Raw genomic sequence first — 20,028 nt, forward strand, 5'->3', positions numbered from 1 at the left:
GGTTTCAAGTTTCTACAAAAAACATGACACTCCTTGATACATGTTTATAGTAAGTATTGTAAAAATATTCATTATTTGACTATTTTAATAAATATGATAGTCTTAACGAGAAATATATTTTCGTTTCTACTAGGGGAGCCTGAAAAAGGCTGAGACTAATTAGGTTTAGGACCCTTGGAACCTGATCTGGTTAACACCAGCGGAGGGAAGTGGACGATTCGCCAAGCTATTAATTTTCTAGGATTGCTCTCTTGTAGGGGTATTCTAGTCAATTTGAGATGCGATATCACTTTCCTCCTCAAGAATCGGAAACGATATAAAGAGGAGGATATTTTTATGTCATTTTCACAGCAATTAAAAGAAGAGACAAAGCACAGTTGGGAGTTAAGTTTAAATCATCCATTTGTTCAGGGGATTGTGAAAGGCGATTTACCGCTAGAAACATTTCGTTACTATATATTACAAGATATTTATTATTTAAAACATTATGGTAAAATTCATGCCTTTGCCGCTGCTCATGCGGATGATTTCGCTGTATCAGCGATGCTTGCAGAAAAGGCAAAATTAACAGCTGAGACAGAATTAACGGTTCATAAGCAACATGCGCAAATATTAAATATTACTGAAGAGGATTTGAAAAACTTCAAGCCTGCTCCAGCGGCATATGCTTACACATCTCATATGTATCGAGCAGCCTTATCGGGTAGTTTAGCAGAAATTGTCGCTGCCATGTTACCTTGCTATTGGCTCTATGCGGATATCGGTCGCATCAACAAAGATGCTAGACCAAATGAAGAAATCTATCAAAATTGGTTGGCAACATATGCCAGTGACTGGTTCCAAGAATCCACACAAGAGCAAATCGACCTACTCGATGAATTAGCATTGGAAGCAAGTGAAAAGGAAAAAGAGAAAATAAAAGACCAATTCATTATCGCTAAAGAATATGAACTCGCCTTTTGGGAAATGTCATATACGTTTGAAAAATGGCTGTCTGAGTAAGAGTTGACTTTCTTCAATGAAATTCACCCTCTATTGTGAGGGTGAATTTTTTTTGGCTTTGCATCGGGTAGAGTGCCCTACTCATCGCGGGTGAGAACTTTTTCGTGAGTCCGCATTGGTTGCAGCGCTCTGCTCTTTGCGTGTGAGACTATTTTCTAGAGTTCGTATCGGGTGGAAGGCTCTACTCCACACAGATTTCGGTTTTCTTATGAAACTGTAACGAGTAGAAGGCTCTACTCCACACAGATTTCTATTTTCTTATGAAACTGTAACGAGTAGAAGGCGCTACTCCACACAGATTTCTATTTTCTCATGAAACTGTAAGGAGTGGAAAGCTCTACTCCACACAGATTTCGGTTTTCTTATGAGTTTGTAACGAGTGAAGCGCACTAATCAGCATTTTATTCATCTTTCTAGTCTACTTGTAACCTGTGTTCCGCTTCATGAAGCCAAAATAATAAAATATTCATTGACAATTCCAGGACATCTTTTATTATCGAAGTGAGTAATCACTCATTATATGTGAGGAGGTCATGAAATGGGCATCTCAATAGACGTTAAGAATATTAGTAAGCGTTTTGGCAAAAAGATGTGTTACAGGATATCGATTTTGAAGTTGCAGATGGTGAAATTTACGGGTTGATTGGTCCCTCGGGTTCTGGAAAAACAACCTTAGTGAAAAAGATTGTTGGTATGGATCGGCCTTCTGCTGGAAGTGTTCGTTTGCTTGATAAAAAAGTACCTGACTTAACTGTATTGGAGAATATTGGCTATATGGCTCAGGCCGATGCCCTCTATACAGATTTAACTGGGAGGGAAAACTTACAATGTTTTCTTCACTTTTTTCACTGAACAAAGCACAACAGAAAGAACGCATTACATATGTCAGTGACCTTGTCAACCTAACGACAGACTTACAGAAAAAGGTATCCACCTACTCTGGTGGGATGAAACGCAGATTATCCCTTGCGATTGCACTCATTCAAGATCCTCAGGTTATAATTTTAGATGAACCGACAGTTGGAATTGATCCAGAATTAAGACAAACGATTTGGGAAGAATTAATGCGCTTAAAACATAGTGGCAAAACTATTTTACTAACAACACATGTCATGGATGAAGCAGAAAAATGCGATCGTCTGTCGATGATACGTAATGGAAAAATCATCACATCTGGATCACCAGAATCATTAAAATCCCAATATGACACAACGAATTTAGAGGATGTCTTTTTATTTGCGGGGAGGGAAAGTCAATGAGCGTATTCGCTTTAGCAAAAAGAATTGTAATCCAAATGCTTCGGGATAAACGCGCACTTGCTTTAATGATAATTGCGCCGCTGTTAATTATCACGATTCTTCATTATTTATTTTCAACTGAAGACGTGACACCACGTGTTGGCGTAAGTCATACGAATGAATCATTTATCGAATATTTAAAAGAACAGGATGTTGATGTCGTTCAATACGATGAAAATATGAAGCTAAAGTCAACGACTGAGGATGATGAACTGGATGCGATGGTCACCATGGAAAATGATAATTATGTTATCATTTTTAAAAATGAACAAACGGGAACAACAAAAGCGATTGAAATGAAAGTGAAGCAATCGATTGCCAGCATACAAAAGAAAAACAAACGAGTGAGCTCTCTTCCTTTATAGAGGAGAAAACAAATGGCTCCACAACTTGCACAACTACCAACATTAGCTCCAGAAGACATCCCGGAAGTTGAAAAAGTTTATGTATATGGAGATGAAGAGACAACCTTTTTTGATCAATTGGCACCTATTTTTGTAAGCTTTTTCGTCTTTTTCTTCGTATTTATTATTTCTGGTATCGCTATTTTGCGGGAAAGAACATCTGGCACATTAGAGCGATTAGTTGCAACACCAATTAAGCGACGTGATATTGTATTTGGTTATATACTCGGTTACGGTTTATTTGCTGTCATTCAAACTTTAATCGTCGTTTTTTATGCTATTCGTGTGCTAGATATTATTTTAATAGGTTCTATTTGGCATGTGATACTGATAAACCTTGTCATTGCTTTTGTCGCATTAACACTTGGTACATTACTTTCAGCTTTTGCTAATTCTGAATTTCAAATGATGCAATTTATTCCGCTCATCATTATCCCGCAAATTTTCTTTGCTGGAATCATACCTGTTGATACAATGGCAAATTGGCTCCAGTTCATTGCAAAATGTATGCCGATGTACTATGCTGGAAATGCCATTGTCGACGTGATGTATAAAGGATTGGGCTTTGAATATATCCAAACAGAACTGTTCATTTTACTTGGGTTTGGAATTGCCTTTATGCTCTTAAATATCTTAGCATTAAAAAAATATCGACGTATTTAGTTGGAGGTAACAATGGAGCGTTTTGAATTAATTGTGCAAACACTTTTTGAATCGAATAATCTCACTGAGAAACAAAGGCAAATTTTAAAAGCAGCTGTACAATTATTTTCCGAAAAAGGATATGCTGCTACTTCAACAAGTGAAATTGCTAAACTAGCACAAGTGGCGGAAGGAACGATTTTTCGACATTATCGTACGAAGAAAGAATTATTGCTTGCCATTGTCGGACCTTTTATGGAAAAAATTGCTGACTCATATATTGTTAATGATTTAACCAATTTACTAAAAAAAGATTACCAAAGGCCTGAAGATTTGTTGTCTGCCATCATCGAAAATCGCCGTGATATCATCGTTCAATTTCTACCACTGTTAAAAATTATCTTGCAGGAATTGCCATTTCATCCGGAGTTACGTGAACATTTTTTACAACTCATTTCTGACAACATGTACCATCGGGTTGTAGAGGTTATTAATGATTATCAACAAAAAGGCATGTTAAAGAAGTTGCCACCTACTGCGATTGCTAAGTTTGCCATCACAAATATTCTCGGTCACTTATTTACTCGTTATGTTCTATTTCCTCATCTTGAATGGGATGATGTGCGGGATACCGAACAACTGATTCAGCTGATTATGAATGGAATTGGAAACAGTGATTCAAAAGTCGAATCATGATAAAAAATAATAACACTGTCCTTAACGTAGTTCAAATCTAAAAAGTCCAATAAAATATGCACCAACACCTACAAATAGCGCTGCCTAGGATGCACCGACGAAAGCTGGGGTAGGTTCTCCTTCTTTTTTATTTTCGGCTTTTCTTCTAGTTCTTGTTCTAACAAAGTCTTATAATCATTTGATATTAAGCGTTCACCTTTTTTGTTATATAGATTTTCTGTCAAATGAAAGCTGATTATTAAAAAATATGCATCATAAATTTAAAATTACAATTTATAATCCCATTCATCTTTCAATATTAAATATAAAGCAAGAAGGTCATTTTCTAAATCATAAGTCGTTTTATAGGCGGTATCCCATCCTGTTTTTGGAAACATCATACGCACAAGTTGTTCTGTAAATGATTGTCTTTCCCTTTCAGTTAATGTAACGAAACGTTCACTATATGCACGTATCAGTTCCCAATCTTTTTTCTGAAATGATTTTAATTCCCATTCGCCGAGTTTATAGTTTTCTATCTTAATATCCCTTTTAGCAATTTCTTTTTCTAGTGGGGTAAGTTTCTTCCTTTGTTTGCCATCAAACTGATGCTTTCGTTCATAAACAACAATTGTACCAGCGACAAGATCCCCAACACGTTTATGTCTTGGATGTATAAAAATCATTAAGAGTCCAACTAAATAAAATCCAGGTAGCATGTCAATGATGCGGAATAAATTTCGGAGTAAGCTACCGATAAATGTGATTTGGCTTCCATTATCATTTATAACTCGGATATGCATGAGACGTTTTCCTATTGTTTGGCCGTTTCCAAGAGCTTCAAATAAAATAAAGTAACCAGAAACCAAGAGAAATATAAAAATAACGAAAATAATAACTGAAAAGACAGCATCACCTATATCGAATATTTCCTCAACATTCGCTGTTAAGTAAATACCAAATAATGAAATGATGATTAATGAGATTATTAGAATTGCATAGTCGATGATAAATGCTGTTGCACGGCTCCCGAGTCCAGCTAATTGAAAGTGAAGTGAGACATATTCTGGTGTTTTTACTTCAATTTTTTCTCTGTTCACGATAAACCTCCTCGTTATAAATTTGTTTATATTCTATAAATATCGTATGATAATAAAAAAAGATATATTGCATTTTAATCCCAGCTATGCCATAGCCACACTTGTTTTATAAAACTAGGTAACACTTAGCAATATCCAAAAATTCGTTTGTAAGGAGTCACACCGCTAAAGATAAATAACTGTATGAAAGTAGGGATATTTTGAATGTTAAACAATTTGTCGATCGTTATCGACATGATTGGGACGAGCTTGAGCAATTAATCGGTATCATGCGTAAAAATAAACAGATATCTTTAGAGCATATCAATCAATTTTATCGTCTTCATCAAAAGACGGCACAACATTTATCTTATGCACAAACTTACTTTCCAGCTGAAGAAGTGACATCCTATTTAAATGGACTAGTCGCTCAATCTCATAATCTTTTTTATAAAAATGCATCATTACATCAAGCGCCATTTAGGCATTTTTTTACAGCTACATTTGTTCGACTTCTATGGGAACAGCGTACACCTGTTATTATTGCCTTTTTATTATTTATGCTTGGAACGATTGGCAGTTTCGTAACTGTTCTCGCTAATCCAAATGCGTTTGCTAGTTTTTTACCTGAATATGTTCAACATGTGGAACCAGATCACTTCTCAGAGCTTGATAAAGGCATTCGTTCTGGTCAATCCCTTCTTTCTACCTCTATTATGGTTAATAATATTCAAGTCGCTGTTCTCGCTTTTGCAGGTGGGGTCACTTTTGGAATATTAACGACATTCGTCCTTATTTATAATGGTGTGATTATCGGAACACTTCTTGGACAGTTCTATCTATCTGGTCAACTTTATCCAGCTTTAGCTTATATTGTTCCACATGGGATGATAGAGTTAACCGCAATTTTTATTGCTGGTGGTGCTGGCTTGTTAATGGGCTATAAATTATTTGTACCCGGACGTTATTCACGCCTATATCATTTAAAGACGCAAGCTAAACGTTCACTACAATTACTTATCGGTTCAGTTCCATTATTTATTATTGCTGCCTTTATTGAAGGCTATGTGACACCAGCAGCTTTATCATATGAAACAAAATATTTAATCGCTTTAGCTACAGTCATCGGACTCATCCTTTATTTTTGGCTTGGAAAAATGCGCTCTGATTATTTGTATCGCCGTTCAATGACAGTAAAGGCTTAACATAGGAACTTACTAAAATAAGATGCTGATATTATGATATTAGAATTGTGCGAATTTAGTCTGTGATAGTCTTAAGGCGTGCAACTTTAAATTGTTGGCGGCCGCCTTTCTCAAGTTAATGCCTGCTTCTGCTATCATTGCACATAGAAACACGAAACTCACACAACATGACGGTTAAGTAAATCAATATAATAAGAAACGGCTGTGGCGGCTAATTTTTCCGCTTTCGTTTCAACCATTAATAAGCCGCGGTTTTCCCATTTTCGCTTTTCCTTCTGTTTTAATAATATTTGTTGCTGAGCTGTACTTTTCAACATCGCATTTTCAACATGGTGAATCGGTCGCTTAATTGTCTCTAATAAATGATGATCTTCTATACCGATGATTAAAAAAAGATGGCGTCTTCGGATACGCTCTAAATACATTAAGGTACTTTCCTCAATCAAAAAGGTACGCACATCACTAAATAACATATACAAACTGCGTTTATTTTGCTTTGTTTCTAAATATGAAAAAGCATATGCATAATTAGATTCAACTGGTTCTACTTCTAAATGATAAATTTCATCTAAAATAGTCTGTAAATGATCGACGCCCTTTCGTGCTGGAACATAAACTTGAACATCTTTAGAAAACGCGATGACTGATACATAATCACCGTTTTCAAGCGCTGCGGCTGCTACTGTGAGAATAGCTTCGATTGATCTTTCTAAGCGATTGGTATCACGCCATTCAGCCCCCATCATTCGTCCACAATCGATTAATAAAGTCACATGTTTACCATGTTCAGGTTCATACTCGTTCGTCATCACTTCACGGAGTTTCGCTGTTTGGCGCCAGTTAATCATCCGTGGATCATCGCCGACGACATAATTACGAATCTGTGCAAATTCACCTGCACCACTATGGAACTTGCGAATCTTTAATCCTTTATAAAGTAAATAGCGCTGTGCATCATTTAAATATTGCTTCGTCTCCGTTAAATCGGGAATAACTTTAACATACTCATCAAAATCAACACGCATTTGTTTTTGCCAAAGACCGATCTGGCTCTTGTATCGGATAAAACATGCATTTATCTTATACCGCCCTCTAATCTGAGCACGTGTTTTATAACGAATGCTCGTTATTTCCTTTGAACGAGCCGTTACTTCTAATGGAAATGGTCGCGTAAATGATTGTTCAAGACCGTCAATCAGTGTCACATAAGCATCATATAGCGATTGATTATGAATCTTAATATCAATTAAATAATCTTGACGACGTTCCATTGTATCAGGAAACACTCGCGATACCTTAATATCACGTTGACGCGGTAAATAAAAGAAATCAAGCAAGCTTAAACCTAAAAAGAATAGATTAATAAATAAAATAAAGCCCCAAGATAAATCTGTTAAACTCCCTAGAATAATCAAAATAAGTGATACAATGCCGAAACTTATTAAAAGACGTTTTCCTGGAACGATCCCTTTATCGCGGAACAGGAATCGATCCCACCAATTCTTCGATGACATAATCGACACTCGCTCCCTCCAATTCAATATGTGGGGCTAAATGAATTCGATGTCTTAAAGCTGGTTTTGCAACGATTTTTACATCATCTGGTGTGACGTAATCACGTTGTTCCATAAAAGCCCAAGCTCGAGCTGCTTTTCCAATTGCAATAGCTGCCCGAGTACTTGCTCCATAACGAATCCTCTCCGACTGCCTCGTTTCATAAACAATGCGCATCATATAATCAAGTACTTGATCACTAATCGTAACTTCATGAATCGCTTGCTGCATTTGAATGAACTGTTCAAGATTAACAAGTGGTTCCGTATTTTCCTTCATATTTGTCTTTAATAAATTTTGTTTTAGGACATTTTTTTCATCATCAAACGGCGGAAAATCTATGATAAGTTTAAATAAAAATCGGTCTTGTTGTGCCTCTGGTAATGGATATGTTCCCTCAAATTCAATCGGGTTTTGCGTTGCAACAACGAAGAAAACATCTGGCAATTGGTATGTTTCCCCCTGGATGGTAACTTGTTTTTCTTCCATTGCTTCTAAAAGTGCTGCTTGCGTTTTTGCCGGAGTACGGTTTATTTCATCAGCTAGTAAAATGTTTGTAAAAATCGGCCCCTTTATCGTTTCAAAAACATTTTCATGCAAATTATAAATCATACTTCCTGTAATATCACTCGGTAATAAATCAGGTGTAAACTGAATTCGGTTAAAGTTCCCACCTAATAGCTGTGCCAATGTGCGGACCGTTTTTGTCTTTCCTGTACCTGGTACCCCTTCTAGCAACACATGTCCACCTGAAAAAAGCGCACATAATAATAATCGCAAATTCATCGATTGACCGATAATATGTTGTTCATATTGCTTCAATAGCTGTTCGATTTGATTGTTCACGATTTCTCCACCTCTTTCCGTAATTGGTCTAACTGTTTTGACCATAGGACATATTCTTCTTTATTTATCTTTTCTTTTTGTAAAGTATTCATTAAGCCTTTAACGAACTCATCTACATCAGTATCTGGATTTTTCCATCTGTTTTTAAGCATGTCGGATACATCATGCCATGCCTTTCGATATGGAATAAACCACTTTTCTTGTAATAAATGTTTAACATAATCAGCTTGAATCACGAGTGAATGGTGATAATGCTGTCCAAGTAAATGCCAACTTGCTAAAGCACGTATACTTTCGTCCGTAAACCGTACGTTATCTGATCTAACCGAATCAATTGGTCCAAAACGTTTGCCACGATACCAGAGCCAAAGTAATGTTAGCAACCCACCCTGTAATAAAATTAATAAAAACCCTAGTGAGAAATACGCATGAAACGGTAAACCACCTTGTTTTTGATGAATGTATTCATCAAATATGATGGTGTCGTTACTCGTCTCATTTAGTATGTAGACAAGTAACGGTAGATGATCATTTTGTAACACCGTATCATTCCGCAGCCATTCTGGGTAAACTGAGACGATCAGTTCTCCTTTCCCTATCGATTGTTTCTGGGCAATGACACCATCATCATCAAATAATAAAACATGAGTATCCTTTGTTTCGACGAGGCGTTTACCGTGTTTCATCTTGGCATGAAACATCTCTCCTTGTGACGTATGAACTGTTTGATTGGATAATACAATCTTATGTTGGATATCTAAATCAAATACTTCATCTGGATTTTCAGCGATTAATAAAACCGTATTTCCCCGTTCAATAAATTCGCGATATGCTTTACGATCATCTAGAGTTAAAGTGATAAATGGTTCAATCATTATTAACAATTCATTTGATTTGTCACTTAATTTTGTAGGTGATTTCTTCCACCGCTTGACCGATTGGTTCTCCTTTTTCATATATGTATAAAATGCTTTTACACCTGATGGCGCTGGAGACTCGGAAACAAATTCTGGATAGTCAATTGGACGATTCGATTGGATGATATAACTAACAACTAAAAAGAGTGCTATTATACCGATAAAACTAAGCCACCACTTACGATTTTGCTTTCTCATTCCGTGCATCATCTCGACTCCTTCAGCCACGGTATTGTTTGTTGTCGAAACACTTCATAATCTTTTTTATTAATATTGTGTTCTCCATAAACGACATCATCAAATGTGCGCGCTAATTGTAAAAACGTGTTGGCTCTTTCTTTCGAACCCTGCTTCAGTTCTAAATAATAATCAACATTCGTTTTCCAAATTTTTTTCTCTAAATAGCCACGCTCATCAAAAAATAGTAATAATGCAAGAAAACGATGACGTGTTGCATGTTGAAGATTATTTTCTAATTCAAGTTTTTTAGCTTCAGCTAAATGATTCTCATATGTCCAATCGATTTTATCCCATGTGGAAAGTGGTTGTTGACTACGGTATCTTCGTCGGCGTTGAATATGACGGAGGAATATAAACAGTCCAAATATCATAAACAAAACAATCAATGTGATTATGATAACGAGAATGATTTCAGAAATATTTTGAGATGTCTCCGTCGTTTTAAAAATAGCGATTAATTTATCAGCTAACCATTCAACTAATTTATTCCACCATTTAGAAACAAACCCTTCTCGTTGATTATAATATGATCGGTATTCAAGGCCGTTTAATATATGTTGTAACTGTTCTTTTGCATAATCAACGTCATACATCGTGCTCTCCCACTTTCATCAGCGTTAATTTATGATTCATATGAATCGATCATATCTTGTAAATCACCTGGATCATTCCGTAGTTTAAGATCAAAATACATCACAGCATAACCCACTGTAAGTATAATCGTACCTATTAGGAGAAGTAGATTTATAACAACATAACCTACCACACCATTTCCTAGAATTAGACCTACTGTTATTTGTAAGCCAGCATTAATTAAGACAATAATAATAACTAAAACAAAATACAAACCCAAAGTCGCCCAAGTCCTTTTTCTTGTTAACTTCCAACTTCTTGAAAAGCCTGGCGTCCCTTCTTTAAATACGACAGAACCGAGATAAAAACTAAAGCGTGTGATAAACAGTAAAATTCCCACTAGAAAGGCAGGTAAAAGCAATAAAATAAATATGCCACCACCTACATTGTCATTTGAAAACAAAGTGAAAATTAAACCGAAATATACGAAAGCAAAGACGAAATAAATAGCTGCTATTAATAGTCCGAATAAAATACTACTGCCAAGCATTGGACCATACCTATTAAAGGCTTGCTTAATCACATCTCCTATTTCATATGATTCGCCTTTTCTTATATGATTCACAACGAGTAAGATCGAAGCAATTGCCATCGGTGTTAAGAAAATATTCAATACAATTGATATGATCCAATATGCATCAGGAAGTAACAAGACCAATCCTTGATCTAAATCATAAAAAAACTCCATAAACCATTCTTCCTTTTCTAGGTTCCTTTGAAATAGAGGGTCTCCTTGAAGAAGCATCATAAAGCCTGTTAGCAGTATGATTGGACCAACGAATATGAGCAACACTAAAAACAAATTTTTAAAATGAGCTTTACTAATGCTAAATGTATGGTCTAAAATTTGACCAAATGTTTTAGGACTTTTAAAACGTGCATCCATTTATTCTTCTCCTTTCTTCTTAGTCATGCTTCATGTGGAATAAATGAGTTTTGTTGTGGTTTATGAATTGTCTTAAGTTATGCTTCAATACGATGAAATGATGTTTCGATCACTTTTGTGGCCTAAGTTTACACTGTAAAACAGCTTCATTATAAAGTGGTTGAATTCGTCATGACATTTGCGTGCTCATCATGCTTAATCATGATGTAGTCGGATCAATATATAAACTAAATAAGTGGATTTCCAGTTCATGCTATATATCCATAGTATAATAATTGAGATAATTTTCAATAGATAATGTAATAATAAGATAATTATTTTTTATATATGGAAGTGAAAAAAAACTATTCATAAGTCGTTTAGAACTTATGAATAGCTTTCATTGCTTTATTCGTGTTTAAGCGATTTTTCTTCTTTTGAACAGCATGATTCCAACACCAGCAACCATTAATGCGCTACCAATCATGATTAGATTGAACATATTTGTTGCTGTTTTAGGTAGTTGTGAACCATTACCGTCTGTTTTTGTTTCTTGTTTATCACCTGATTTGTCACCAGGTTCACCTTTTCCAGAATCTTTATTATCACCAGGGGTGCCTTTATCGTCACCTTTGCCTGGGTCTTTTCCATCACTTGGGTCTTCGCCTGTGCCTGGATCTTCACCTTCACCTGGGTCTTCGCCTTCACCCGGTTCTTCGCCTTCACCTGGTTCTTCGCCTTCGCCTGGCTCTTCGCCTTCACCTGGCTCTTCGCCTTCACCCGGTTCTTCGCCTTCACCCGGTTCTTCGCCTTCGCCTGGCTCTTCGCCTTCATAATTAACGATGACAAATGGAATATTTAGTTGTTCAACTACATCTGTTCCATTTTGATAAAGTGTGACAACGACTTCTAAACCTTCTAAGTTCTCGAGTGGTTCACTACTTTCTCCTATAGCTGTGAAGAAACCTTGGTTCCACTGTGTACCTTGAACCGTATCAAGGTTAATAAATGCTGTGTTTCCATCCCACTCGATATCTAAATTATCACTTGAAGCGTTTTCTTCTAAAAAGTCTTTCAATGAATCTGGAATACTACCTGTTTCATACTCATCTGGTGCATGCACTTTAATCGTTTCTGGTACTTTAAACTCAACTTTTACTTGATCAACATCTTCAATCGTTAAATTTTGTGATGTAAATGCAAATTGTAAAGCAAATAGATTGTCCTCTAAGCCAGGAAAATCTTTTACAATTTGACTTTCTGCATCAAATGTCCAAGCTTGATCCATATTCGAGAAGTCTACTGAAAGATGACCTGCAAAATGTCCACCTGGTAGAAAAACACCATCAATTATAGCGTATGTCTGAATGACATCAGATGCCACCTTATCAGTAGAGGTCTTACCGATTAAAGGTATTTTGTATTGAGCAGTTCCTTCTTCCCCTGCTTTTACTTCAGGCAACTTGACAGCAACCGCTAAAGAACCATCTTCATGCTGTAGTAAAGTTACTCCTTCAGGCGCACCGTCAAGCATGGCTACACCTTCAGGTAATGGGAATGACGTATATAAATTTGTTATATCTTGTTCGGTGTTATTTGTTACATCAACATGAACATCAAGCACATAATGACGATTTTCTTCATCAAATGTTGTTGAGCCTGTTACTTCACCTTCAAGGTCAATAACAGGATTTGCTGTCATATGAGAAAAGTCGATTTCTCTTTGGCCGCGAATTTGTCCAATTTCTTCATATGTGTTCTCATTAACATCTACATTAAAAATATAGAGGTTACGGTTTGGGTTATTATCTTCTGGTTCACCTACTAGTGGTATCTTAAGTTTAATAAATTTTGAATCTGGAAACACATCCACATCTGGAATTTTCACTGCAATACCTGAGCTTCCATCATAAAGTTCTACAGGTACAATTCCACTTGGAACGTCAGTAACAACTGGTACATATACGCCATTTGGTAATGAGAAGGCAATCCATTTTTGTTTTAATGGTGGATTATTACCCCAATTAGATAGACTCGCATATAAGTCAAGGACATAATAACCCTTGTTAATATCATATACGATGTCACCTGTCGCCGCACCACGAATATTTGCTAAATCAAGGTCTCCCTCCTCTTCATTTGCGGTCACTTCTTCCTCTTGTAATTGTTCATCAGCTTTTTCTTGTGTGTGCGCTTCTTCATCAGATGCTTTCTCTTCTTCTTTTTCAATCTGCTTTGATGATGTGTTTTTTTCTTTTGAACTATTCACGGCTTTATCTTTTGATTCTATTTTATTGTTAGCGTTTTTATTTGTTTCGCTTTCATCTGTCTTAACTTCTTCGTCTTGAGATTCATTCTGTTCAATCGATGTATCCTCTTCTTCCTTTAACTCTTCTGCTTGCTCATTTTCATCTACTGATTCAGATGTGACTTTGCTATCTACTAGCACTTCCTCTTTGTTGCCATCTTTAGCTTCATCTTTTCCAGTTTCTGCTGCTAATGCAAAAGTCGGGTAGAAGGCTAGCATAAGTGCAAAAGCAATCATTGAAAATTTTCTAAACAAGTTATCACACTCCTTATTTTTTTGTTTTTTTTACTAAATACCATGAATAGTCAATCAATGCCTACTATATTCAATAGATTTTTTATTGGCAAGAGTCTATTAGACTATATTTTTATTACTTTACGAAGTGGTATACAGTGGTAGGTATTTTTAGCAAATAGAATAAGGTCTAAAGCACGACATTTTTTAAAAATACATTTAAAAGATAAAATAAAAAAAGAAAAATAATGCTTTTGTCCTAGTAAAATACTAGCGTGATTTTTCATAATTTAATTATGACTTTAAAATATTTTTTCATGATTTATTACTATTTAAACAAAAAACCCCTATTAACTTAAGTCATAGGGGTGGAATCATCTTCTAATTTTTCTTGTTTACTTATTTCTTTTTTATTATTCTCTAAGTGTTTTATGTCGTGATTAGAAAGGATATTCTTTATGTCATCTGCATCATTAACAACATCATTCTCTTCTTGTTCTAGCGTTTGATTTTCGTTTTCTTGTTGAATTGAAGTGCTTCCTTCCTTAGCAACTTTTTTATTTCTCTTCTCTGTTGAGTCAGTCATGTCTTTATATCCTTGTATAACCCGCTTCTCATCTAAAGTCCGACTCATTTCTTGAATCCATTCACTCAGCAAATCATCCGCTTTTTCAATACTTGCAATATATCGTGTATTAGATAATGGCTTGTCACCAATTGTCGCATGTGTATGTGTAATCATTTTTCCAAAGCTTAGGGATGGTCGAAAGAATGTTTTAACCTCCTGATTAGATTGAGCTATTCCATCATCAGTCATATCACTCTCTTCATATTCTCCTTCGCCATGGAAATAAATTAAGTAACTTATAAAATAAACTTCTCCCCAATATGCATGTGTCATAACAAGTAGGACAAATGCAAATAGTGTGAGTAGAGCAGGGTAAAACACAACGTGTAAGGTTTGTCCCTCTTGATATGTAGGATTTGTGCGCTCGGCTATTATTTGTTCTATTTGTTCCGTACGATAAAAGATTTTATTGGATTCCAATTGAGTCGTCACTAACGATAACGGGGACATTTCTTCATGATAAAAACGTGCTCTTTTCTGAAAACCTTTGACAACGAATAAAATACCAACAGTGATAAGAAATATACTAATAATCAAAGTCAACCAGCCATTGCCCTGATCTTCTGACATGCTATTTCTCAATGTAAAAAGTTGAATAATTCCAATGATAGCTACGAGACTGCCACTTCCGTAATATAATAATCCTTCCAATTTAAAAGGATTGTCCATCTCTTGTTCATCTCTAATATGCTGCTCAGACATAAAAATATCCCCTTTACTAACATCATCTAAAATAACAAATAAAACAACCAGCTCGTCTACTGGTTGTTTTGAAATCGTTCTTTTTATATTATAAAGAGGAACATCTATAAACTAGAACATCCATATGATAAATATTATTTTAACAACATTTATCCTTAATCGATATTTATCTCAAATATGAAAGGTTTATAATCAAGATCGTAATTTTCAGATGAGCCTTCTGCATGAAATGTGAGTTTTTTTTCCTTCTGATCAATAGCCGGAAAAATAATGACTCCCTCTGTTTCAACGCCTGGTAATATTTCTGATTGAATTTCTGGTAAACCTGTTTCTAAATATGGCATGTTTTCTTCTAATTGTTTATTTCCGGCAATAAGCTTGGCATTAAAACTGTAAAAGTCAATTGTCACATCTGATTGATTGGAAATTTTCAAGTAAACGCGCGTTTCTTCATCTGCTAATTCTACTTTTTGTAGTTCCATATGATAGCCATGTTGGTTGATTTCTTCCTTAATTTCTATTGTGCGATTGGCCGGTGCCACTGCTGTCACATAATCAACGACCTCGAATTTCGTCGCTTCAATGACAGGTGCTTTAACGACACCACCAAAAGCGTTTTCACCTTCAAACTCATCTTTCACAATACCTGTTACTTTGACATAATCATCTGTTTTTACTTTTAGATCCGTATCTAGCAATCCGACAAGTGTGTTTTTTCCACTGTTTATCGGATCAGCAAACATTTGGAAATACACACCGTCTTCATCTGCTTCTGGTTCATTAAAAACGATTCCTGTTAATTCCACTTCATAGTCTTTGAATTGTTTCGGATTGCTGTACATTTTGTCAATATCTTCTTCAGATACGACACCCTTTGCCTCTGTTGTTTTGTTCTTTTTACTAATTGTGTCACTCGTTTCTTCTTCTCCACAGGCAACCATAAATAAAAACAAACCAATAACGATAAATAATAGCGATTTTTTCATTAAAAACCTCTCCTCCTGAATGATTTCATATTGAGCTTATCACATAGGTTATACAAATAAATGTATATATAAGCATTCTATTTTGAAAACATAGAATGTCACTAATTTGTAGGTTTTATAAAAAATAGGCTAGACTGATTGATATGTATGCTTTTGTCAACAATTATTTAGTAGATATCATGACCTCATAATAACCTCAGCTATTATAGAAAGCGATTTCAAATTAACTTAGAATGGATATAAGGAGTTAAAAATATTTAAGGAGTGGTTTACATGAAGGGGAAACAGACGGTTTATGTCAATGAGTTCACGGATGGTGTTCTTGATCCGAACAAAGAGATGGAATATGTCGTAAAGGACGGCGGATATATTGTTGCGAACACAGCGCCTGGTTGTTGGGGTCCCATGATTACGCCAGCCTTAAAAGGAGGACATGAAGTTACAAAGCCTGTCTATGTTGAAGGTGCAGAAGTTGGTGATGCCATTGCCATTTCTATAAAATCAATTCAAGTCACTTCTATAGCCACATCTTCAGGTAATGACGAACCAGTAGAAGGACGTTTTACAGGCGATCCATTTATTGATGCGAAGTGCCCAACATGTGTAACCGTAAATCCTGAAACAGTTATTAAAGGAATCGGAGAAAAAGCAGTCCATTGTAAGACATGTGATACAGACATAACTCCGTTTATTTTTACCCATGGATATACTATGGCATTTAATGAGAATAAATCAGTTGGAGTGACACTACCTAAAGAATCCGCTGAAAAAATTGCCAAAAATGGCAAGCATTATATGGCTACACCTGAACATTCTATTCAAAATCCAATTGTAACATTTGCAAAGCATGATATGCCTGGAGTTGTTGCACGTTTACGTCCTTTCCTAGGTCAATTAGGAACAACACCAGCTCAGGCATTTCCAGACTCGCATAATGCTGGGGATTTTGGCCAAGCACTACTTCATGCACCACATGATTTCAGTATGACCGAAGAAGAATTAGAGGATCGTACAGACGGACATATGGATGTTAACCGTGTTCGTGAAGGCGCTGTTCTAATATGCCCTGTTAAAGTACCAGGTGGGGGCGTCTATTTAGGAGATATGCATGCTATGCAAGGAAACGGTGAAATTGCTGGGCACACAACAGATGTTGCTGGTATTGTTAACCTACAAGTTCACGTTCTAAAAGATGTTCAATTAGAAGGTCCTGTTCTTTTACCAGTCGAAGAAGATCTACCGTATCTAGCTAAACCGTTTAGCGAAGATGAAATCGCTCAAGCGAAAGCGTTAGGAAACTCATGGGGTGTAACTGAATTAGAAGAATCTCTTCCTGTATCTTTCATTGGTACTGGAAAAGATCTTAATGATGCGACAACAAATGGAATGGAAAGAGCAGCGAAGTTCTTTGGTATCTCAGTTCCAGAAGTAATGAACCGGGCAACCGTTACAGGTTCCATTGATGTTGGACGTCATCCCGGAGTTGTGACCGTTACATTCCTCGTTCCAAAAGAATATCTTGAAACAAGAAGTCTGTTAGAAATAGTGGAGAATCAATATTTATAGTGATATAAAGATATATTCTTATCCTGCTGCGCCTCATAAGTTAGCGTTAATAACTTATGAGGCTTTTTTATTTTTTGTTAATCGAGTGTTTCTCGTTGTTTGATAGTTTCTTATAATTTGTGTAGCTGAATGCTTTACTCCCTAATTTGTTCGATTTTTTTCTGAAGTGTTGCAGAGTAGAGCCAAACACTCCACACGGTATATCAAGAATAACTAAAACCATGCGGAGTAGAGTCTTCCACTCCACACGGTATATCAAGAATAACTAAAACCATGCGGAGTAGAGTCTTCCACTCCTCACGGTATATCAAGAATAACTAAAACCATGCGGAGTAGAGCCAAACACTCCTCACGGTCTCATAAGAAAAACTAAAACCATGCGGAGTAGAGTCTTCCACTCCTCACGGTCTCATAAGAAAAACTAAAACCATGCGGAGTTCAGCAATCTACTTTTCACTGATGGTGAGTTTTTTCTAAAGGTGTGCAGAGTACGGCGGTCTCCCCATTGGGTGTGGCGGTTTTTCACAGTATCGCATCTAGTTTATTTATTCACCCTTTACAATAAAGCTATTATCGCAATCAATATCATATGCGTAGTCCTATGAGCTTCCAAGCGACATTCCAAAGAATTTTGAATTAGGTATAAAAATCTCAAAAAATGTCCTTCATTTTTTGAGATTTTTTTGCTAGAATAAAGCTATTACTAAGAACTGAATTAATCGTCTGAATGAAAACGCTTGCATTTTTTGTATTGGACGTTCTTAGTAAAAAACTTCCTTTAACTATGTATCTGTCGAACCCGATAAACATTACGACATACAGCGTTAAGGACATCATATGATCATTGAGAGGGGAAGCAGATGAATAAACAATTATCTATTGGGCAACTTTTTGCAATCGGTTTCATGTTATTGGCTATGTTTTTAGGTGCTGGTAATACGATTTTTGCACCAATGGTAGGCCAGTTAGCAGGTACCAATACATGGATTGCGATGACAGGATTTTTAATTACAGGGGTGGGACTTGTTCTGTTAGCAATTATTTCACTAGCTATTTCTGGAGGTACCGTTGAACAGCTTGCTGGAAGGGTTGGACCACGCTTTGGTGTTTTCTTTTCAATCGCTTTATTTTTAACTTTGGGTCCAATTTATGTCATACCACGGACAACATCTGTTGTTTATGAAGTGAGTATCGTTCCAGTTCTAGGCTCTAATATTTCGGGCAGTATGGTACTATTTATCTTCTCTACCATATTCATCATATTAACAATTTTATTATCTTTAAATCCAGGAAAGTTCGTTGACCGACTTGGAAAAGTCATTACACCAGTGTTCGGAACACTGCTTTCAATATTGATTATTAAATCAATCGTGACACCAATGGGAACGCCAGGCGAACCACGTGAACCTTATATAGAAGATACATTTTTTAAAGGATTCGTCGAGGGTTACTATACAATGGACGTTTTAGCTGCTTTTATTTTTGGTGGAATTTTTATTAAAGCTATCAGTAATGCAGGCGTAACTGAAAAGAAAGCACAATCAGTTGTATTTATTAAGTCAGGGATTATTACGATTATCGGATTAGCCATTTTACAGCTTTCCTTAGGTTGGATTGGCGCCTCTAGTGTCGAGGCAATTGGTTATGCAAATAACGGCGGTGAAGTACTAGCGAACAGTGCAAGGTATTTATTCGGGGATATTGGGCTATTAATGATTGGAACGGTTATTTTCTTAACTGGGATTACGACAAATATTGCTTGTTTATCATCAGTTGCAGAATATTTCAACCGGATTTACCCAAAAATTTCTTATCGTCAATGGATTTATATATTAGCACTTGTCAGTTTGATCATTACAAACTTTGGACTCGCTACCATTCTTGATATTGCATCACCTATTTTATTATTACTCTATCCACTGGCAATTGCTCTAATTATCTTATCCTTTACAAACAATTGGTTTAAAGGACGCCGTGCTGTCTATGTTGGCACAATGATTGGAACTGGATTTGTTGCTTTACTTGATGCAATTAAGGATGCAGGCCTCTTCGTTGATACAATTAATCAAGCGTTTTCTTTTATTCCGCTATTTACAATCGGTGCTGGTTGGATTGTGACTGGTTTAATTGGTGCGATCATTGGATATATTTATACATTGTTTAATGAAACGGAAGAACGTATATTACCGATAGAAAAATAAAATACCTTTTATATTTATATAGAAAAAGAGAGCAGCCTAGTAA

At 36.0% G+C, this 20,028-nt stretch carries 16 protein-coding genes, 1 pseudogene and 1 riboswitch; of the genes and pseudogenes, 8 read left to right on the forward strand and 9 right to left on the reverse strand.

The features are described 5' to 3' along the window. Positions 1-121: 121 nt before the first annotated feature. Positions 122-225: riboswitch (TPP riboswitch) on the forward strand. Between the two features lie 111 nt (positions 226-336). From tenA to HNQ35_RS10915, 5 genes and pseudogenes are all read left to right on the forward strand, one after another. Next, positions 337-1,002: a thiaminase II gene (tenA, locus tag HNQ35_RS10900; RefSeq protein ID WP_146938305.1), complete on the forward strand. Its 666-nt coding sequence runs from the start codon at positions 337-339 to the stop codon at positions 1,000-1,002. Between the two features lie 538 nt (positions 1,003-1,540). Next, a pseudogene (locus HNQ35_RS10905) lies at positions 1,541-2,261 on the forward strand (ABC transporter ATP-binding protein). Further along, the gene (locus HNQ35_RS14460; protein WP_307724232.1) at positions 2,258-2,665 is read left to right on the forward strand and encodes an ABC transporter permease family protein; all 408 of its coding nucleotides are present in this window, start codon (positions 2,258-2,260) and stop codon (positions 2,663-2,665) included. Before HNQ35_RS10905 ends, HNQ35_RS14460 begins: the two are co-directional and overlap by 4 nt. Positions 2,666-2,677: 12 nt before the next feature. Continuing rightward, positions 2,678-3,367 (forward strand): ABC transporter permease, encoded by a 690-nt coding sequence (locus tag HNQ35_RS14465; protein WP_307724231.1) that lies wholly within the window; start codon positions 2,678-2,680, stop codon positions 3,365-3,367. A 12-nt stretch (positions 3,368-3,379) separates the two neighbouring features. Beyond that, a complete protein-coding gene (locus tag HNQ35_RS10915) occupies positions 3,380-4,042 on the forward strand; it encodes a TetR/AcrR family transcriptional regulator (RefSeq protein ID WP_146938304.1) in 663 nt (220 codons plus the stop codon). A gap of 266 nt (positions 4,043-4,308) precedes the next feature. Here the strand turns inward: HNQ35_RS10915 and HNQ35_RS10920 are convergent, their stop codons facing one another. Then, positions 4,309-5,121: an RDD family protein gene (locus tag HNQ35_RS10920; protein ID WP_170226707.1), complete on the reverse strand. Its 813-nt coding sequence runs from the start codon at positions 5,119-5,121 to the stop codon at positions 4,309-4,311. Between the two features lie 200 nt (positions 5,122-5,321). On the opposite strand from HNQ35_RS10920, the gene HNQ35_RS10925 reads away from it, so the two are divergent. Beyond that, the gene (locus tag HNQ35_RS10925) at positions 5,322-6,305 is read left to right on the forward strand and encodes a stage II sporulation protein M (protein ID WP_146938302.1); all 984 of its coding nucleotides are present in this window, start codon (positions 5,322-5,324) and stop codon (positions 6,303-6,305) included. A 158-nt stretch (positions 6,306-6,463) separates the two neighbouring features. Here the strand turns inward: HNQ35_RS10925 and HNQ35_RS10930 are convergent, their stop codons facing one another. The 8 genes from HNQ35_RS10930 to HNQ35_RS10965 all read right to left on the reverse strand — a co-directional run bounded on the left by HNQ35_RS10930 (position 6,464) and on the right by HNQ35_RS10965 (position 16,218). Beyond that, a complete protein-coding gene (locus tag HNQ35_RS10930) occupies positions 6,464-7,819 on the reverse strand; it encodes a DUF58 domain-containing protein (protein ID WP_146938317.1) in 1,356 nt (451 codons plus the stop codon). After that, entirely contained in the window at positions 7,776-8,645 is an 870-nt protein-coding gene (locus HNQ35_RS10935; protein WP_371862323.1) for an AAA family ATPase, read from the reverse strand. Before HNQ35_RS10935 ends, HNQ35_RS10930 begins: the two co-directional genes overlap by 44 nt. Before the next feature lie 56 nt (positions 8,646-8,701). Next, a complete protein-coding gene (locus tag HNQ35_RS10940) occupies positions 8,702-9,829 on the reverse strand; it encodes a DUF4350 domain-containing protein (protein ID WP_170226706.1) in 1,128 nt (375 codons plus the stop codon). Then, a complete protein-coding gene (locus HNQ35_RS10945; RefSeq protein WP_146938299.1) occupies positions 9,829-10,455 on the reverse strand; it encodes a DUF4129 domain-containing protein in 627 nt (208 codons plus the stop codon). The genes HNQ35_RS10940 and HNQ35_RS10945 overlap by 1 nt, the downstream gene beginning before the upstream one ends. A gap of 29 nt (positions 10,456-10,484) precedes the next feature. Further along, a complete protein-coding gene (locus tag HNQ35_RS10950) occupies positions 10,485-11,381 on the reverse strand; it encodes a hypothetical protein (protein WP_146938298.1) in 897 nt (298 codons plus the stop codon). Between the two features lie 397 nt (positions 11,382-11,778). Then, complete coding sequence (locus HNQ35_RS10955; RefSeq protein WP_146938297.1) at positions 11,779-13,923, reverse strand: LPxTATN C-terminal sorting signal domain; 2,145 nt, start codon at positions 13,921-13,923, stop codon at positions 11,779-11,781. Between the two features lie 334 nt (positions 13,924-14,257). After that, positions 14,258-15,232, reverse strand: a complete 975-nt coding sequence (locus HNQ35_RS10960) for a DUF308 domain-containing protein (protein WP_146938296.1) — start codon at positions 15,230-15,232, stop codon at positions 14,258-14,260. Positions 15,233-15,387: 155 nt separating this feature from the next. Beyond that, positions 15,388-16,218: a TIGR03943 family putative permease subunit gene (locus HNQ35_RS10965; RefSeq protein ID WP_146938295.1), complete on the reverse strand. Its 831-nt coding sequence runs from the start codon at positions 16,216-16,218 to the stop codon at positions 15,388-15,390. Positions 16,219-16,491: 273 nt separating this feature from the next. Here HNQ35_RS10965 and HNQ35_RS10970 point away from each other — a divergent pair, with 273 nt between their 5' ends. Beyond that, entirely contained in the window at positions 16,492-17,784 is a 1,293-nt protein-coding gene (locus tag HNQ35_RS10970) for an acetamidase/formamidase family protein (RefSeq protein ID WP_146938294.1), read from the forward strand. Between the two features lie 860 nt (positions 17,785-18,644). Next, positions 18,645-19,985, forward strand: a complete 1,341-nt coding sequence (gene brnQ, locus HNQ35_RS10975; protein ID WP_146938293.1) for a branched-chain amino acid transport system II carrier protein — start codon at positions 18,645-18,647, stop codon at positions 19,983-19,985. Positions 19,986-20,028 lie beyond the last annotated feature (43 nt).

The organism is Cerasibacillus quisquiliarum (assembly GCF_014202495.1).
Classification (GTDB): domain Bacteria; phylum Bacillota; class Bacilli; order Bacillales; family Amphibacillaceae; genus Cerasibacillus; species Cerasibacillus quisquiliarum.

What these genes read in the sequence shown, in the direction of transcription:
- HNQ35_RS10935 (WP_371862323.1), bottom strand. Translation starts at nt 8,645, where the DNA reads ATGAATTTGCGATTATTATTATGTGCGCTTTTTTCAGGTGGACATGTG.
- HNQ35_RS10970 (WP_146938294.1), top strand. Translation starts at nt 16,492, where the DNA reads ATGAAGGGGAAACAGACGGTTTATGTCAATGAGTTCACGGATGGTGTT.
- HNQ35_RS10940 (WP_170226706.1), bottom strand. Translation starts at nt 9,829, where the DNA reads ATGCACGGAATGAGAAAGCAAAATCGTAAGTGGTGGCTTAGTTTTATC.
- HNQ35_RS10960 (WP_146938296.1), bottom strand. Translation starts at nt 15,232, where the DNA reads ATGTCTGAGCAGCATATTAGAGATGAACAAGAGATGGACAATCCTTTT.
- HNQ35_RS14460 (WP_307724232.1), top strand. Translation starts at nt 2,258, where the DNA reads ATGAGCGTATTCGCTTTAGCAAAAAGAATTGTAATCCAAATGCTTCGG.
- brnQ (WP_146938293.1), top strand. Translation starts at nt 18,645, where the DNA reads ATGAATAAACAATTATCTATTGGGCAACTTTTTGCAATCGGTTTCATG.
- HNQ35_RS14465 (WP_307724231.1), top strand. Translation starts at nt 2,678, where the DNA reads ATGGCTCCACAACTTGCACAACTACCAACATTAGCTCCAGAAGACATC.
- tenA (WP_146938305.1), top strand. Translation starts at nt 337, where the DNA reads ATGTCATTTTCACAGCAATTAAAAGAAGAGACAAAGCACAGTTGGGAG.
- HNQ35_RS10915 (WP_146938304.1), top strand. Translation starts at nt 3,380, where the DNA reads ATGGAGCGTTTTGAATTAATTGTGCAAACACTTTTTGAATCGAATAAT.
- HNQ35_RS10950 (WP_146938298.1), bottom strand. Translation starts at nt 11,381, where the DNA reads ATGGATGCACGTTTTAAAAGTCCTAAAACATTTGGTCAAATTTTAGAC.
- HNQ35_RS10930 (WP_146938317.1), bottom strand. Translation starts at nt 7,819, where the DNA reads ATGTCATCGAAGAATTGGTGGGATCGATTCCTGTTCCGCGATAAAGGG.
- HNQ35_RS10965 (WP_146938295.1), bottom strand. Translation starts at nt 16,218, where the DNA reads ATGAAAAAATCGCTATTATTTATCGTTATTGGTTTGTTTTTATTTATG.
- HNQ35_RS10945 (WP_146938299.1), bottom strand. Translation starts at nt 10,455, where the DNA reads ATGTATGACGTTGATTATGCAAAAGAACAGTTACAACATATATTAAAC.